Source organism: Maritimibacter alkaliphilus HTCC2654, from assembly GCF_000152805.1.
Classification (GTDB): domain Bacteria; phylum Pseudomonadota; class Alphaproteobacteria; order Rhodobacterales; family Rhodobacteraceae; genus Maritimibacter; species Maritimibacter alkaliphilus.
The window spans coordinates 3,252,877-3,269,751 of the sequence record NZ_CH902578.1 but is presented as its reverse complement, the minus strand read 5'-3'; the positions used below and the strand labels follow the sequence as shown (position 1 = coordinate 3,269,751).

Below are 16,875 nucleotides of genomic sequence, written 5' to 3'. Positions count from 1 at the left end.
CTGAGGTTTGGGTTCAGACCGCAGCAGGAGGCTCCCGTGCCGAGGGGCTGAGTTCATCACGCGACAGGCGACCTTCCGGCTCGACCGGCGCGACCGTCGCGACCAGCCGTGCCATCGGCGTGGGCATGTCCGGCACGGCGAAGACGGCCCCGAAGATCGTATGACCTTCCGGGCAGACCTCGACCTTTTCGACCGGCTCGCCGTCCGGCCCGAGGGTGATCGTGGTCACGTTCACGCCGGAACAGATGACGATGTCCGTGCCGTGCACCGCCGGCACGCCCTTGGCCCCGGCGAGAACCACGCTGGAAAACGCAATGAGCGTGCTTAGAACTATGGCAACGAGCCGTTTCATCGCCTGTCGGGGTAGCGCGGGCGAAAGCGGGCGGCAAGTCCCATGACGTCGCAGGTATCGGGTTGGTCTTGGGCCGGAACCGGCCTAGGCTGCCCCTACACCAACATGAGGGGAGACAGATGGCCGGCCTGACCGAAGCCGAAGACATTTCAGATATCGCGTTCGCCTACATGGGGTCCAAGGCCCTGTTCGCCGCGATCAAGTTCGACATCTTCACGACGCTCGCGGCGGGTCCGTTGGACGCGGGCACGCTGGCCCAACGGGTCGGATTGCCGACCGAGCGGTGCCGCACGCTCATGACCGCGCTCACCAGCCTCGACCTGACGACGGTCGACGATGACGGCACCTTCGCCAATTCCCCCGCCGCCGCCGCGTTTCTGGTGAAAGGGGCGAAATACGACTTCTCCGACTACCTCGAACGGCAGGTGGGCCAGCAGATGTATCCGCTGATGGACCAGATCGACGATGCCCTGTCCGGCGACATGGCCGAGGATGCGACCGACAGCTACGACAAGTGGTTCTCCGACCCCGAAGAGGCGCGGCTCTATTCCGAAAGCCAGCACGCCGGATCCCTGGGCCCGGCGCGCGGCCTCGCCAAGCGCGTCGATCTGTCCGGGGTCCGCACCCTGCTCGACGTCGGCGGCGGCACGGGCGCCTTCGCGATCACGCTGTGCAAGGCGAACCCCGACCTCACGGCGACGGTCATCGACTTCCCCAACGTCGCCGCTCTGGGCGAAACCTATGTGGCCGACGCGGGGCTGTCGGACCGCGTGACCTACCGCCACGTCAACGCGCTTGAGGGCGACTGGCCCGATGGGCAGGACGCGATCCTCATGTCCTACCTGTTTTCGGGCGTGCCCGATCACGCGCACGAAGGCCTGATCGCAAAGGCCTTCGCCCACCTCGCGCCGGGCGGGCGCCTGCTGATCCATGACTTCGTGGTCGACGCCGACCTGTCGGGGCCGAAAAACACCGCGCTCTGGCAACTCCAGCACACGGCCTTCACGCCCGAGGCCCGCTCGCTCGACGACGACTGGCTCGCGAAAGCGATCGAAACCGCAGGGTTCACGGATGTCGCCGTCGGCCCCCTCATTCCGGGCATGACGAAACTCGCTCAGGGCACCCGCCCCTGATCTTCTTCGTTTCCGAAAACCTCGGAGGGGTGGAGTGCGTTTTCTCGAAAACGCACTCAGGGGAGGCTGGCCTCCCCCATCGCGACGACTCGCGGAACGCGAGGCGGCGCAAAACCTGCGCGCGCCTTGGCGCGCACCTTTCGGCAGCACCCGCAAAGAAAAACGGCCCCGCCGCTCTGGCAGGGCCGTTTCCAAAATCCGTCAGGAAGCGATCAGGCGCTGGCCTGAGCCTTCGCGATCTCTTTCTTGACCTTCAGCGCCTTGGCCGACAGTTCTGCGTCCTTGGCTTTGGCAAGGAACTTGTCCAGACCACCGCGGTGGTCGACGGTCCGCAGGGCCGAGGCCGAGATGCGGAACTTGATCGGGCGACCGAGGGTCTCGGAGACCAGCGACACGTCGTTCAGGTTCGGCAGAAACCGACGCTTGGTCTTGTTGTTGGCGTGGCTGACATTGTTGCCCGTTGCGGGGCCTTTGCCAGTCAGTTCGCAGACGCGCGACATGGGTTCATCCTCATCTATCGGGCAGTTTCCGGGGCGTTTTCGCCGTTTTCCAGACTTGCCAGTCAATACAAACGGGCGCCGCACGCGCAGCGCCCTGAATTCCGTCCGCGGGCTTTAGGCGGTTTTTCCGGGTGCGTCAAGTGAGTCGCCTCCCGAAAAACAGGGGTTTGTCGCCATATCCACGCTGGCCGACCCGCCAACCGGGCAGGCCCTATCACTGGCGATCCAGAAACGCGAGCAACGCCCCCTCTCCCGCCGCCAGTCCCGGCAGGCGGTCGGGTTTCGGCAGCTTGGGTCGTTCCACCCCCGCAAGCCCGATGACCGCCGGGTGGATATAGCTCTTGCGCGCGATCGCGGGTGTATTCTGCAGCCTGTCCGCCGCAGCATCGCACAAGGCTTTGATCGTATGCCCCTCACCGTCGAGCACGGTGCGGAACGCGGCAAGGGTGCCGGTCCAGGTGCGAAAGACCTTGGCGGTGACACCGTCCCTTCCGGCAGCTTCGGCGAGATAGGCGTTCAGCCCCTGCGACGTGACCCCATGCGGGGTGCCGTCGTCATCGACCCAAGTAATCAGTTCCGCGCCGGGAAGATCACGGGCCTGCGCCAGCGCCTTCATCAACCGCTTGTCGGTGACCCGGCGTCTGGCCCGCTTGCCACCCTTGGCGGTGAAGGCGATCTGCATCTCGCCGTCCTTCAGCCGCAGGTGGCGCCGGGTCAGGGTCACCGCGCCGTAAGAGCCATTCTCTTCGGCATAGGTCGGGTTGCCGACCCGCAGCGCCAGCTTGTCGATCAGCGCCAGCGTGGCCGCCAGCGCGAATTCCCGCTCCCCCGGCTCTTCGTTCAGGTCGCGCGCCACCCGGCGCCGGATCGTCGGCAGAAGCCGCCCGAACCCCGCGAGTTCGCTGTACTTGGTCTGCGACCGTGCCTCGGACCAGTCCGGGTGATACCGATACTGCTTTCGCGCACGGGCGTCATATCCGGTGGCGAGAAGATGTCCATTATCCTTCGGGGTCATCCAGACGCGCTCATAGGCCGGCGGGATCGCCATCGCCTCCAGCCGGGCGCGTTCGGGCCCGCGGGCGATGGTCGTGCCATCCGCTCCTTTGTAGGTGAAGCCCCGCCCGTGCCGCATCCGGGTGATGCCCGGGCGATTGTCAGGGTAGTAGATCAGGCCCGCGGGAACCATGTCACGCCGACTTCACTTCGGAAGCGAGCTTGAGAACTTCGTCTCCGTCGTCCTGCTTGATGACCAGCGCCGGGTTGTCGTCGGACCCGTCCCGCGTGATCTTGGACCCCTTGATCTTGCGGGTGACCTTCTGGGTATAGCGTTTGCGCACCGTGCCCTTGGCGGTCCCGTTGCCCCAGGGCCATTTCACCGTGTCGCCGACCGTAATGCTCATCTCAAGCCTCCTTCCGGGTGCCGTATAAACGCGGCAGCGGAAGGCCGGGTTCCGATGTCAGGCGGCGACGGCCCCCATGTGGGGCCACCAGACGGTCGGGTCGGCGAAATCGACACCGTCGCGGGCGGCGAGCGTTGTGGTGACGATTTCGCCGCCCTCTCCGGTCGACAGATCGAGGATCTGCGACTTGAACTGGTCGATGGCAGCGGAGCGGTCCGAACCGCGCAGGCGCAGGAAGTGGATGCGCTGGCCGACGTAATCGGCCGCGTGGGTCATCGGTTCCAGCATTTGACGGAACACGCCAGCACGGGTGTCGGCAGCGCCCGTCATCTTGTCGAACCCGTCGAGCGGACAGGTCCAGTCGGGCGAGGCGCCGACAACAGTCACGTCCTTGACCCGGCTGACCATGCGCGCCGCACCCAGCGCCACATCGCCTCCAAGGCCGAAGCCCGAGAGGGATAGCGGCAGATCGCCGAAACGGCGGCGCGCCCATGTCGCGACGGTCGGGATGTCGAGGATGGTCTCGCCGAGAAGCGTCCAGAGCACACGGGTGTAATCGTTCGCCACCTCGGCTTCGAGCGAATGGCCGTCCCGGCGTGCGCCATGACGTTGCAGGTCCAGCGTGACCGCGATCAGACCCTGCCGATTGAAAAGCTCGAGCAGACCTGTGGTCTCTTCCTTGCGCTGTCCGAAGTCGGGGATGTGGATCACGATGCCGGTGGGGTCACCTTCGGGCAGGGTCCAGAGCAGCGGAATATCGTCCAGACGGGCCTCGTGATACGGGCGGAGGTAATGGATACTGGCGGTCATGTCACTGTCCTTTCGGTTACCCCGACAACGCAACTAAGCCTATATTGTTCCCAATCAATGAACGGACACATCATATGGACATGATGAGCGGCTCACCGCCGTTCTGGCGGGAGCCGCTCACAAGGTCGTCCGAACCTGTTCAGGTCGTTAGCGCACGACGCGCACGATCTGACGGCTCTCGTTGTCGACGATCACGGTGTCGCCGTTCACGTTGAGGTAGGAATACTGGTACTCCGGAACCTCGTAGGTCTGCACTTCCTGCGGAACGGTCACGCCGACCACCGGCTCGCCTTCGAGGATCACCGGCTGGACCGGGTTCGCCTGCACGTAGGTCACGACTTCTTGCTCGAGCGAGGCCGCCGTGCCGCCGGTCGCGGAACCGACGATGCCGCCGATGACGGCGCCGACCGGGCCGCCCAGCGTCGCGCCGACCGCAGCACCCGCCGCGCCGGTCACGAAGGCCGCTTCGCCCGCGTTGTTGTCTTCTTCATACTCGATGACGGTGACGTTCTGCATTTCGGCGACCGGGGTCTCTTCGACCGTCAGGTAGGGCGAATAGGCCCAGCCGGTGGTGCCTTCGAACGTCACTTCGCACCAGCCACCGCCGGGCACGCAGCCGTTCAGGTCGACCATGCCTTCGGCGGGGATCACGTCGACGATGGAATAGTTCGGGCCGGGGCCGACGCGCATGTTCAGGTCGGTCGCAGCCGAGGCGGTCCCTTCGGCGGCATAGGCCGCGCCGGCACCAAGGGTCAGGGCCGCAGCGGACCCAAGCAGCAGAGTTTTCTTAAACATCTCATTCTCCTTCTCTTTTCGGGCGTCATCGCCCTTGAGCGTGGTGCGACAACGGCCCGGACCCGCGATACGTTCCAACGCATCCAAGACATTCGGCGGAGGTTTGCTTGTGGGCCGTCGGAACCGCCCGGATTCCACGGGAAACCACCAGCCACCGCGCGCGGAAACCTGCCTGCCGACCCCCACATGGCTGTCAGGCGCAAATGCTTGCACAAGGCACAGGTTTGGCGTCTAACCGCCCCATGACCGACATTCCCGACATCCCGGAGGCAAGCGAACGCGCCCTGTCCTATCCGCAGTTCCGGCGGTTCTACGTGGGCGCGGTGTCGGGCACGAACGGTGGTTGGGTCAGTCGCATCCTGATGTCATGGCTTGCGTGGGATCTGACCCATTCCGCGACCTTCGTGGGCGTGATCGCGGCGACCACGCTCCTCCCCGTCGCGATCTTCGGCCCGTTCTTCGGCGCGGTCATCGACCGCATGTCCACGCGGCTCGCCTTCCGGCGCGTGGCCTTCGCGATGATGGGGGCGCCCGCGCTTCTGATAACCCTGATGCTGCTCGACGTCCTGACCGCCCCGGCGCTCTTCTTCGTCTCGCTGACCTTCGGCACCGTCATGTCGTGCTACCACCCGGTGCGCCAGTCGCTGGGACCACGCCTTGTGGAGCGGCCCGCGATCGGGTCGGTGGTCGCGCTCTCGGCGCTGAACTTCAACATCGGGCGGCTGCTCGCCCCGGCGCTCGGCGGGATGCTGATCGCCGAATTCGGCACGTTGCCGGCCGCGTGCCTCGCGCTGGTCATGACGATCCCGAACGTGGTGATCGCGCCGACGCTGATCCCACGCGAAGGCGACCATTCCGGGCATGGCCGGATGATCGACGATCTGAGCGAAGGGTTCCGCGTCGTCTGGCAACGCTGGCCGATCCGGCGGTCGATCCTGCTCGCCGTCGCCGCGCTCGGCATTCTGCGCGGCTTTCCCGAGATCATGGCGGTTCTGGCGGATGGCGTCTTCGAACGCGGCGCCGCCGGGCTGGGGCTGCTGACCTCGTGCGTCGGTGGCGGCGCATTGATCGCGGCGGTCTTTCAGGTCGTCGCGGGAAACCGGCTGGTGCGGCACCGCCTCTTGCGGTTCGCGCTGATCTGGGTCGGCTTCGCGGGTATCCTCGGCACCGCCTTCGCGCCGAGCTTCAACTGGGCGCTCCCGCCAGCCGCGGCGATCGGATTCGCGTCGACCTATGTCGGCGTGTCGTTGCAGATCGGCGTGCAGGCGCGGCTCGAGGATGAATTGCGCGGCCGCGTCATGTCGATCTGGATGCTGGCCAACACCGGCTCGACCGCGGCGCTCGCCTTTCTGCTGTCCGCCTTCACCGAATGGCAATCCATCGGCTTTGCCGTGGTCACGTTGCTGACGCTGTGCGCGGTCGCGACCCTCGCGATCTGGATGCGCCCGGTCGGCGACTGACCTATTCGGCTGCCGCCTCGCCCAGAAACCCGCCGGACTGGCGGGCCCAGAGATCGGCGTAAATCCCGCCCTGTGCGAGAAGCTCCGCATGGCTGCCCTGTTCGACGATGTGGCCCTCGTCCAGAACGACGATCCGGTCCATATGGGCGATGGTCGAAAGGCGGTGTGCAATCGCGATCACCGTCTTGTCGGACATGACGTCGTAGAGCGTTTCCTGAATGGCGGCCTCGACCGCGCTGTCGAGCGCCGAAGTCGCCTCGTCCAGCACCAGGATGGGCGCGTTCTTGAGGATCGCGCGTGCGATGGCGATGCGCTGGCGTTGGCCGCCCGACAGCTTCACCCCGCGCTCGCCCAGATGCGCGTCATACCCTTCGCGCCCGTCCGCGTCTTCGAGATCGGTCACGAAGTCATGCGCCTCGGCCCGTTCGGCGGCGCGGATCACCGCCTCTTCATCCGCTTCGGGACGACCGTAAAGGATATTGTCCCAAGCCGAGCGATTGAACATCGCCGTGTCCTGCGTGACCATCCCGATGGCGCGGCGCAGGCTGTCCTGCGTCACCGTGCGGATGTCCTGACCGTCGATGGTGATGCGCCCCGCCTCGGGGTCGTAGAGCCTGAGGAGGAGCGACACCATCGTCGACTTGCCCGCACCCGACGGGCCGACGATCGCCAGCTTTTCGCCGGACCTGATCGTCAGGTCGATGTTCTGCACGCCACCCTTCAACCGGCCATAGGCAAAATCCACACCTTCGAACCGGATCTCCTCCTCGCTGATCGCAAGGTCCGTCGACCCCGGCGCATTGCGCAGCTGCTTGTCGGGCGTGAGCGTGCGCATCCCGTCCTCGATCTCGCCGATGTCGCGGTAAAGACCCATGAGCGCGAAGCTCACCCACCCGGTCATCTGCGCCAGCCGGACCGAAATCGTCCCGGCGGCGACGATATCGCCCTCGGTCGCCGTGCCGCCTTGCCACGCGACGAGCGTGCCCCCGACGAGCATCACCGGCAAGGTGCCCGCGAGTGTCATCAGGACCAGCCGGAAGGTGGCCGAGAGCTGTCCGAAGTGAATGACCGTGTCGCGGAACGTCTTGACCGCGTCGAGCGCGGAGCCGTCCTCATGCCCGGCATTGGCGAAAAGCTTCACCGTGCGGATATTGGTGATCGTGTCGACCACGCGCCCAGTCACCACAGCCCGCGCCCCGGCCCGCGCCTTGGCGCGCTTGCGCACCTTCGGGATGAAATAGCGGATCACCCCGGCATAGGCCACGAACCACAGGATGAAGATCGGCGCGAGCCAAAAGTCGATGGACACGATCAGCGCGAAGGCCCCGACGAGCGAGGCGAGCGCGAAGGCGACCACGTTGATCGCCTCGGTCACGAAGTTCGTCATCGCGTTCGAGGTCTGCGCCTGCTTCTGCGCCAGCCGCCCGGCGAAGTCGTTGTCGAAGAAATCGACCGACTGACCGAGCATCCAGCGATGAAGCCGCATGATGACCAGCGGCGCGATGGCGGGCGTGACCACCACCTGCGTCATGAGGTTCGAAATGGCGAAGATCACGGGCCGCAGCACCATGAAAAAGCCCAGCGCAAGCGCGAAAAGGCCAAGGTTGCGGGCCGAGAAAAAGTTCTCCCGCCCGCTTTCCACGACGCCGTCGATGACCTTGCCAAGCACCCAGGCGGTGCCGGTTTCCGACAGGCCCGCGAGCACCGACACGAAGGCCGCGAGCCACAGGACCGGCCACGCGCCCTTCAGCGTCCAGCGCACGAAGGCGATGAACGTGCCGGGCGGCGGGCCGTCCGCCGGGCGGAACGGGTCGATGAGGTTCGCGATCTTCACCGGTTCTACCTAAGCCCTCGGCGTGCGGCGGCCAAGTCACCCCCGCGTTATCCGCCGAGGAAGCCGCCCGACTGGCGCGCCCAGAGACCGGCATAGGTGCCGCCCAGCGCGAGCAGTTCCTCATGCGTCCCGTCCTCGGCGATCCGCCCGTCGTCCATCACCACGATCCGGTCCATCGCCGCGATGGTCGACAGCCGGTGCGCGATGGCGATGACCGTCTTGCCCTCCATCATGCCGTAGAGCGTTTCCTGTATGGCGGCCTCGACCTCGCTGTCCAAGGCGCTCGTCGCTTCGTCCAGCACGAGAATGGGCGCGTCCTTCAGCATGACGCGTGCGATGGCGATCCGCTGGCGTTGTCCGCCCGACAGCTTCACGCCCCGCTCGCCCACCTGCGCGTTGTAGCCGGTACGCCCCTTGGGGTCGGCGAGCGTGCGGATGAACCCATCCGCCTCGGCCCGCCGCGCGGCTTCGACCATCTGCGCCTCGGTCGCATCGGGTCGGCCGTAAAGGATGTTGGCCCGGACCGACCGATGCAAAAGCGACGAGTCCTGCGTCACCATGCCGATGGACCGGCGCAGGCTGTCCTGTGTCACTTGGCTGACGTCCTGACCGTCGATCAGGATGCGCCCGCCCTTGGCATCGCGAAACCGCAGAAGGAGGTTCACGAGCGAGGATTTGCCCGCGCCCGACCGGCCCACCAGCCCCACCTTCTGCCCGGCGGGAATGTCGAGCGTGACGTGATCCAGCCCGCCCTGCCCCTTGCCGTAGTGATGCGACAGGTCGTCGAAGCGGATCGCCCCCTCACGCACCACGAGGGCGGGCGCGCCCGGCGTATCCACCACGGCGTGATCGACCGAGATCGAGCGCAGCCCCTCGCGGATCACGCCCGCATGTTCGAACATCCGGATCGCCACCCACATGAGCCAGCCGGACATGCCATTGAGGCGCAGCGTCAGCGCGGAAGCCGCGGCCACGTCGCCCACCGTGACCCGCCCGATGGACCAAAGCCACACGGCGGGGCCGAGCATCCCGGCGATGAGCAGCCCGTTCAGCAGGTTCTGCCCCACCGCCATCTCGGTCATGAGCCTCAGGAAGCGTTGCAGCCGTGCCCGGTGGCGGCGCATGGCGGAGCCGACATAGACCTCCTCGGCATTGCCCTGACCGAACAGTTTCACCGTCTCGACATTGGCATAGGCGTCCACGATCCGCCCCGTGACGAGGCTTCGGGCATCCGACCACTTCTCGCTCGCCGCACCCACGCGTTGCGAGATGAACAGGGTGTACCAGACGAACCCGACGACCCAGAGCACCAGCGGAATGGCGAGGACCGGGTCCATCTGACTCACGATGAACGCCGCCGCGATCACGTATGTGGCCGAGAACCAGAGCGCCTCGAACGCCATGAACACGCTGTCCTCGACCGCCGGGCCAAGCTGCATCACGCGGTTCGACAACCGCCCGGCGAAGTCGTTCTGGAAGAAACTCATGGATTGGCCGAGCAGGTGCTTGTGCGCCCGCCAACGCACCTGATCCTGCATATTGGACACCAGCACGTTTTCAAGAAACAGCGAGTTGAGGCCGATTATGAGCGGACGCAGCAACAGGATGAAGAGCGCGGCGAGCGCGAGTTCCCATCCATGCGCGGCCCAGAACTCGGCCTGCCCGGTGTCGAGCAGGTCCACGACCCGGCCCGAATAGGCGATGATCGCCGTCTCGGTGATCGCGACGAACATCCCGGTCAGCGCCATGAAGGGCAGGATGCGACGAAAGTTACCGAGTTGCGACTTGATATAGGGCCAGTAGTGGCCGGGCGGCGTGTCTTCGCGGAACGCGGCGAAGGGGTTCACGAGATTCTCGAAAAAACGAAACATGACGGGGACTCTTGGTCTGAAAACGGGCCAGCAATGTCTGAATTGTGCTGGAAAAGATGCGAATGGGCTGCGCACAGCCCGACAGGTCCGGGCCGTTAGGCGTGAACGTGGAACCTGTCTGTTGGCATCTTGACCTCCGTCATGGGATGGCACGGTCTTAGCCTGCCGACCGCATTTTGTCACCCCTGTCTGACCAAGCACTGCCGGATCGCTCTTCTCTGGTCCGAAAATACCTCGGAGGGGAGGCGCGCTTCAGCGCGACGGGGAGGCTGGCCTCCCCCATCCGCGTGACCCTGCCGCAGGCGGGGTCGCGCTCGCCATGCCGCGCCGCAGGCGCGACCTTTTTCGGGTCAGCCGCGCATCGCGGCGAGCACCTCATCGGCGGCGGCGGTCGCGGAAATCGCGCCTTCGGCCACGTCCTGTCCCAGACGCTGAACCATCGCCTTCACCTCGGGGTCGCGATCGAGTTGCGCCAACAGACCGGCCCGCAGGTCTTCGAGGAACCAGTGACGGGCCTGTTCGGCGCGGCGGGCGTCGAAATGACCGGCTTCCTTGCGCCAGTCCGACAAGGTCTCCATCGCCTCCCACGCGGCCGGCAGACCGTCCTGCGTATAGGCGGACACGGTCATCGCCTTGGGAAACCCTTCCGGGTCTTGCGGCCGCTTGCGCAGGAGCTTCAAGGCGCCCGCATAGTCGGCACAGGTCCGGGTCGCCGTCGATTTCAACTCACCGTCGGCCTTGTTGACGAGGATGATGTCGGCGATCTCCATGATCCCGCGTTTGACCCCCTGCAACTCGTCGCCGCCCGCCGGGGCGAGCAGCAGAAGGAACAGGTCGGTCATCTCGGCGACCATCGTCTCGGACTGGCCGACGCCCACCGTCTCGACCAGCACGACATCGAAACCCGCCGCCTCGCAGATCGCGATCGCCTCGCGCGTGCGCCGCGCCACGCCACCCATATGGCTTTGCGAAGGCGACGGCCGGATGAAGGCATCCTTCTGCCGCGACAGCTGCTCCATCCGGGTCTTATCGCCCAGAATGGAGCCGCCCGACCGGGTCGAGGACGGGTCGACCGCAAGCACGGCGACCTTGAGCCCGCGATCCAGTAGGAACATTCCGAAGGCTTCGATGAAGGTGGATTTTCCGACGCCCGGCGTGCCGGACAGACCGATGCGCAAGGCTGTGTTGCCGGAGGTTTTCAGCGCCTCGATCAACTCGACGGCCTGCGCCCGGTGATCCGCCCGGCCGCTTTCGACAAGCGTGATCGCGCGGCTCATCGCGCGCCGTTCGCCGGCCATCACCCGCTTCGCCAGATCGTCGATGTCCATCCAAGCCCTCCGGTTTGGACCGTCTTGCAACGCCCGTCCGCCGATGTCCAGCCGGGCAAGATCAGGGGTTGCCAGATGGGCCTGCCCCTTCATTATGACCACACGTTTCCGACTGCCCATTGCCGAAACCTATTTCAGGAGCCTACGCCATGGACTGGAGAGCTTTGGCCCTCGCCGCCCTTGTCGCAGGACCGTTGCCCGCCGCGGCAGCCGACCAGTTCCAGATCAAACTGCGTGGGATCACGATCGGCACCCTGACGGTAGACCACAGCCGCGATGCCGACCGCTTCGATTTCCGGTCGCAGTTTCACACGTCCGGCGTGGCCGGCGTGGTGAAGAAGGTCCAGTTCATCATGCAGTCGCGCGGGCTTCTGTCCGGGCACCTGCCGATCCCGCGCAGCTACGGCGAACGTATGGACACCGGGCAACGGGTGTCGAACGCGGCGATCACCTTTCCGAGCGGCGACAGGCGGTGGGACCCGAACACCGCGATGGTCTATGCCCTCTCCCCCCGCCCGCGTGAGGCCGGGTGCGCGCTTGACCGGAGGCTGTTCGACGGCGAGCGGACCAACGACCTTTCGCTGGTCGAGGTCGCCCGAACCGCCAGCACGATCACCTGCACCGGGTCGATGACGCGGGTCGCGGGCTACTCCGCCGAGGAACTCGAAAAGCGGCGCCACGACTTGCGCTTGACCTACACCGCACGGGGGGATGCCTATGTGCTGACCGAAGTGCGGACCCAGACCGTCTATGGCGACGTGACCATCACGCCTCGCTGACTTGCCCCGCCCGGGCACCTCGCCGATAAGCGAGCCATGACACCGTTACCCATCGACGACGTGATCCCCGCCCTTCTGTCGGCCATCCGGGCCGAAGGGCGTGCGGTTCTCATGGCCCCGCCCGGCGCGGGCAAGACGACACGGGTGCCGCTTGCCCTGCTGGACGCAATCCCCGGCCGGATCGTCATGCTGGAACCCCGTCGCCTGGCCGCGCGGGCGGCGGCCGAGCGAATGGCCGAAACGCTGGGCGAGGCGGTGGGCGACACCGTCGGGTATCGCATCCGGGGCGAGGCCAAGGTCGGAAAAGCGACCCGCATCGAGGTCGTGACCGAGGGCATTCTGACACGAATGCTGCAATCGGACCCCGGATTGACCGGGATCGGCGCGCTGATCTTCGACGAATTCCACGAACGCTCGCTGAATGCCGATCTCGGCCTTGCGCTGGCATGGGAAGCGCGCGGGGCCCTACGCGAAGACCTTGTGCTGATCGTCATGTCCGCCACGCTGGACGCAGACCCCGTGGCCGACCTGCTTGACGGTGCTCCGGTGTTGCGTTCACAGGGGCGCGCGTTTCCGGTCGAAACCCGGTGGCTCGACGCGCCGATCCGCAAGGAGGTGCGGTTCGAAACCGCCGTGGCTGGGCTGGTCGAAAGGGCCGTGTCCGCGACCGAGGGCGGGCTGCTCGTCTTTCTTCCCGGCGAGGGCGAGATCCGCCGCGTCGCCTCGGCCTTGTCGCTGCCGCCGGACTGCCATGTCCACATGCTGTTCGGGGCGATGGAGATGAAGGCCCAGCGCGCCGCGATCCGCCCAGCGCGCGAGGGGCGCAAAGTGGTGCTCGCCACGGCCATCGCCGAAACCTCGCTCACCATCGAAGACGTGCGCGTGGTGGTCGATGCGGGCCGAGCGCGCCGGGCGCGGTTCGACCCCGGTTCCGGCATGTCGCGGCTGGTGACCGAGCGTGTGTCCAAGGCCGAGGCCGAGCAGCGCCGGGGCCGCGCGGGCCGGGTGGCCGAGGGCACATGCTACCGGATGTGGACCAAGGGCGAAGAGGGCGCACTGCCCGCCTTCGCCCCGCCCGAGATCGAAGTTGCCGACCTCGCCCCGCTGGCGCTTGAACTTGCGCTTTGGGGGGCAGGCGACGGCGAGGGGCTTGCCTTTCTGACCCCGCCCAATCCCGGCGTTCTGGACGAGGCGCGCGCGCTTCTCACCGACCTTGGGGCGCTGCACGGAGGGCACATAACGGACCACGGCAAGGCGCTGGCCCGCCTACCACTGCACCCGCGTTTGGGCCACATGCTGACCATCGCCGGACGGGGCGCCGCCGACCTCGCCGCGCTTCTGGCCGACCGTGACCCCCTGCCCCGTGGCGCATCTTGCGATCTTGCGCTGCGGCTTGCCGCGTTGCGCGATCCGGGACGACACAATGCCAATCGCGGAGCGGTCGAGCGCATCCGGGCCGAAGCCAAACGCCTGTCCCGGCTCACCGACCATGAGCGGAAGATGAGCCCGGCAGAAATGGTCGCGCTCGCCTATCCCGACCGCGTCGGGCTGCGCCGGAAAGGCACCGATCCGCGCTATGTGCTTTCGGGCGGCAAGGGCGCGGTGATGGACGAGGCCGACCCGTTGGCCGGCACGCGGCTGATCGTCGTGACCGATACCGACGGTAATCCGCGCGAAGCCCGCATCCGGCAGGCCATCGCGATCAGCGAAGCCGAATTGCGGGCGATCCACGGCGAGCGCATCGCGTGGCAGCAGGTCTGCGAATGGTCCCGACGCGAGGGCCGCGTGATCGCGCGGGAGCAGGAGAGGTTCGGCGCCATCGCCCTGAACGACCGGGTCTGGTCCGATGCGGACCCTGAGCTGGTGGCGCGCGCCATGCTCGACGGGGTGCGCCAGCTCGGCCTCTCCCCCTCCCCCGCCGCCGAACGGTTCCGCGCCCGCGTGGCGCTGGTGCGCGCGAGCGACCCGGACCTGCCGGACCTGTCCGACGACAGGCTGATGGCGTCGTTGGAAGACTGGCTGCTGCCGCACCTTTCGGGCGTTCGGACCACGGGCGACTGGAAAGCCTTCGACATCCTCGACGCGCTGCGCGCCACGCTGACATGGGACCAAATGCAGCGCCTCGACCGCGCGGCGCCCCCGCATTTCACCACGCCGATGGCACGCAAGGTGCCCATCGACTATGCTGGCGAGGCCCCTGAAATCGAAGTCCGCTTGCAGGAGATGTTCGGCGTGACCGACCACCCCACCGTCGGACGAACGCCCCTGCGCGTCACGCTTCTGTCGCCCGCTGGCCGCCCGGTTCAGACCACGACCGACCTGCCCTCGTTCTGGTCGAGCACCTACGCCGATGTCCGCAAGGACATGCGCGGGCGTTACCCCAAACACCCCTGGCCCGAGAACCCCGCCGAGGCTGCGCCGACGCTGCGCGCAAAGCCGCGCGGGACATAAGGGCTCACGTTCTCGGCACGTTTCGCGAACAAAGTTGATTTTTGGAGCGTTTACAGCTAGTTTGGATCACCAAGTAAAAATAAACGATACAGGCGGTTTCGGATGGCAACCCTTTTTTCAAAGGCGTGGGACGAGGTGTTCAAACCTCTCATCAAGCGCCCCAACAAGTTCCAGGTCGCGGCGCTCTGCTACCGCAAGACCGATGGCGGCAAAGACGTGCTCCTCATCACATCGCGCGGCTCTGGCCGGTGGATCCTGCCCAAAGGCTGGCCGATGGACGGCATGAGTGCCGCCGAGGCCGCCCGCATGGAAGCCTGGGAAGAAGCCGGGGTCGAAGCGAAGGCGGTGGGTGAGACGTCGCTGGGCACGTTCGACTACATCAAGGACCGGGACGAGGGCCTTCCGACCCCCTGCGACACCGTCGTTTACCCGGTGGAAGTGGCCGACCTGTCCGACGATTATCCCGAAGCGGGCGAGCGCGAGCGTCGCTGGCTTCCTGTGGACGAAGCCGCCGAGCTTGTCGAAGAAGACGGGCTCAAGGATATCCTGCGTCGTTTCTGACCGCTTTCGTTGCAATTCGCCGTTCCGTGCGGTACGCGCAGCGCGATCGTGACAGGCGTGTAACAGACAGGTAACGGGGCACGGATGACCGAAAAGAGCGGCAACCAGTGGAAAACGCTGGACAGAGACCTCGACCGCATCGCGACCCTCGAGCGCGGCACGCAATACGTGTCGCGGCCGATGGTCGGTCTGGGCGTGTCGCTCGCCTTCATCGTCGTCGCGGGGCTGGGTGCCGCGCTTTTCTTCGGGTTCCAGCCCGGTAGCCTGATCGTCATCGTCGCCGCCGGGTTCGGGGCCTACATGGCGCTGAACATCGGTGCCAACGACGTCGCCAACAACATGGGCCCCGCCGTCGGGGCCAATGCGCTGACCATGGGTGGCGCGATCCTGATCGCGGCGATCTGCGAAAGCGCGGGCGCGCTTCTGGCGGGCGGCGACGTGGTTTCGACCATCTCCAAAGGCATCGTCGACCCGTCCTCGATGGCCGATCTGCGCATTTTCGTCTGGGCGATGATGGCCGCGCTGATCTCGTCCGCGCTCTGGGTGAACCTCGCCACATGGGTCGGCGCGCCGGTCTCGACCACCCATTCGGTCGTCGGCGGGGTCATGGGTGCGGGCATCGCCGCAGCCGGGTTCTCGGCGGTGAACTGGCCCTCGATGGGTGCCATCGCCGCAAGCTGGGTCATTTCGCCGGTTCTGGGCGGGGCGGTCGCCGCCGCCTTCCTCGCCTTCATCAAGGCCAACATCATCTACGTCGACGACAAGATCGCCGCCGCGCGCCGCTGGGTGCCGGTGCTGATCGGCATCATGGCCGGGGCCTTCGCGACCTATCTCGCGGTCAAGGGGCTGAAGCGGATCGTGGCGATCGACCTGCCCATGGCGCTTTTGATCGGCCTCGTCACCGCCGTGGTCACCACCCTGCTCTCGCGCCCCTATATCCGGCGCAAATCCGAAGGGCTGGAGAACCGCAACAAGTCGCTCAAGGTTCTGTTCGGCCTGCCTCTGGTGATTTCCGCGGCCCTCCTGTCCTTCGCGCACGGTGCGAACGACGTGGCGAATGCGGTAGGCCCGCTGGCGGCCATCGTCCATGCCGAGCAGGTGGGCGAATTCGCAGGCAAGGTTTCGATTCCGACATGGGTCATGGTGATCGGCGCGTTCGGCATCTCCTTCGGTCTGGTCCTGTTCGGCCCCAAGCTCATCCGCATGGTCGGCAGCCAGATCACCAAGCTGAACCCGATGCGCGCCTACTGCGTGGCCCTGTCCGCCGCCATCACCGTGATCGTCGCCTCGTGGCTCGGCCTGCCGGTGTCCTCGACCCATATCGCGGTCGGCGGCGTTTTCGGCGTCGGCTTTTTCCGCGAATGGCACGCCGAACGCCGCTACCGCCAGAACGCGCAGCGCCGCGGCGTCGAGCGCCGTCTGCCGCCCGAAGAACGCCGCCGACGCAAGCTGGTCCGACGCTCGCATTTCATGACCATTGTCGCGGCTTGGATCATCACTGTTCCTGCCGCCGCGCTGCTCTCGGGCCTGATCTTCACGGTCCTGAACCTGCTTACACCCTGAAGCCAAGCCCGCTTCTTCTTCGGTCCTAAAATACCTCG

The 16,875-nt window shown here is 66.4% G+C and carries 15 protein-coding genes; 6 read left to right on the top strand and 9 right to left on the bottom strand.

The window, feature by feature from the left end:
• Positions 1–13 precede the first annotated feature (13 nt).
• Positions 14–352, bottom strand: coding sequence for a hypothetical protein (locus RB2654_RS17005; RefSeq protein ID WP_040885164.1), 339 nt, complete (start codon positions 350–352; stop codon positions 14–16).
• Between the two features lie 119 nt (positions 353–471).
• Between RB2654_RS17005 and RB2654_RS17000 the strand changes: the two genes are divergently transcribed.
• Complete coding sequence (locus RB2654_RS17000; RefSeq protein WP_008334142.1) at positions 472–1,485, top strand: methyltransferase; 1,014 nt, start codon at positions 472–474, stop codon at positions 1,483–1,485.
• A gap of 212 nt (positions 1,486–1,697) precedes the next feature.
• Here RB2654_RS17000 and rpmB read toward each other — a convergent pair whose 3' ends face one another.
• The 5 genes from rpmB to RB2654_RS16975 form a co-directional block, all read right to left on the bottom strand.
• Entirely contained in the window at positions 1,698–1,985 is a 288-nt protein-coding gene (gene rpmB / locus RB2654_RS16995; RefSeq protein WP_008334140.1) for a 50S ribosomal protein L28, read from the bottom strand.
• 214 nt (positions 1,986–2,199) lie between these two features.
• On the bottom strand, positions 2,200–3,171 hold the full coding sequence (locus RB2654_RS16990) for a DNA topoisomerase IB (protein WP_008334133.1): 972 nt from the start codon (positions 3,169–3,171) through the stop codon (positions 2,200–2,202).
• Position 3,172: 1 nt separating this feature from the next.
• Positions 3,173–3,385, bottom strand: coding sequence for a hypervirulence associated TUDOR domain-containing protein (locus tag RB2654_RS16985; RefSeq protein ID WP_008334131.1), 213 nt, complete (start codon positions 3,383–3,385; stop codon positions 3,173–3,175).
• 57 nt (positions 3,386–3,442) lie between these two features.
• Positions 3,443–4,195 (bottom strand): alpha/beta hydrolase, encoded by a 753-nt coding sequence (locus RB2654_RS16980; protein ID WP_008334130.1) that lies wholly within the window; start codon positions 4,193–4,195, stop codon positions 3,443–3,445.
• Positions 4,196–4,342: 147 nt separating this feature from the next.
• A complete protein-coding gene (locus RB2654_RS16975) occupies positions 4,343–4,990 on the bottom strand; it encodes a DUF1236 domain-containing protein (RefSeq protein WP_040885162.1) in 648 nt (215 codons plus the stop codon).
• Between the two features lie 242 nt (positions 4,991–5,232).
• Between RB2654_RS16975 and RB2654_RS16970 the strand changes: the two genes are divergently transcribed.
• Positions 5,233–6,450 (top strand): MFS transporter, encoded by a 1,218-nt coding sequence (locus tag RB2654_RS16970; protein ID WP_008334127.1) that lies wholly within the window; start codon positions 5,233–5,235, stop codon positions 6,448–6,450.
• Between the two features lies 1 nt (position 6,451).
• Here the strand turns inward: RB2654_RS16970 and RB2654_RS16965 are convergent, their stop codons facing one another.
• From RB2654_RS16965 to meaB, 3 genes are all read right to left on the bottom strand, one after another.
• Positions 6,452–8,284, bottom strand: a complete 1,833-nt coding sequence (locus RB2654_RS16965; protein WP_008334126.1) for an ABC transporter ATP-binding protein — start codon at positions 8,282–8,284, stop codon at positions 6,452–6,454.
• Between the two features lie 47 nt (positions 8,285–8,331).
• Entirely contained in the window at positions 8,332–10,155 is a 1,824-nt protein-coding gene (locus tag RB2654_RS16960; protein ID WP_008334125.1) for an ABC transporter ATP-binding protein, read from the bottom strand.
• A gap of 350 nt (positions 10,156–10,505) precedes the next feature.
• Positions 10,506–11,483 (bottom strand): methylmalonyl Co-A mutase-associated GTPase MeaB, encoded by a 978-nt coding sequence (gene meaB / locus RB2654_RS16955; RefSeq protein WP_008334123.1) that lies wholly within the window; start codon positions 11,481–11,483, stop codon positions 10,506–10,508.
• A 149-nt stretch (positions 11,484–11,632) separates the two neighbouring features.
• On the opposite strand from meaB, the gene RB2654_RS16950 reads away from it, so the two are divergent.
• The 4 genes from RB2654_RS16950 (at position 11,633) to RB2654_RS16935 (ending at position 16,837) form a co-directional block, all read left to right on the top strand.
• The gene (locus tag RB2654_RS16950; protein WP_083783417.1) at positions 11,633–12,262 is read left to right on the top strand and encodes a DUF3108 domain-containing protein; all 630 of its coding nucleotides are present in this window, start codon (positions 11,633–11,635) and stop codon (positions 12,260–12,262) included.
• A 36-nt stretch (positions 12,263–12,298) separates the two neighbouring features.
• The gene (hrpB, locus tag RB2654_RS16945) at positions 12,299–14,713 is read left to right on the top strand and encodes an ATP-dependent helicase HrpB (RefSeq protein WP_008334116.1); all 2,415 of its coding nucleotides are present in this window, start codon (positions 12,299–12,301) and stop codon (positions 14,711–14,713) included.
• Between the two features lie 102 nt (positions 14,714–14,815).
• On the top strand, positions 14,816–15,274 hold the full coding sequence (locus RB2654_RS16940) for an NUDIX hydrolase (protein WP_008334115.1): 459 nt from the start codon (positions 14,816–14,818) through the stop codon (positions 15,272–15,274).
• 84 nt (positions 15,275–15,358) lie between these two features.
• On the top strand, positions 15,359–16,837 hold the full coding sequence (locus tag RB2654_RS16935; RefSeq protein ID WP_008334112.1) for an inorganic phosphate transporter: 1,479 nt from the start codon (positions 15,359–15,361) through the stop codon (positions 16,835–16,837).
• Positions 16,838–16,875: the final 38 nt, after the last annotated feature.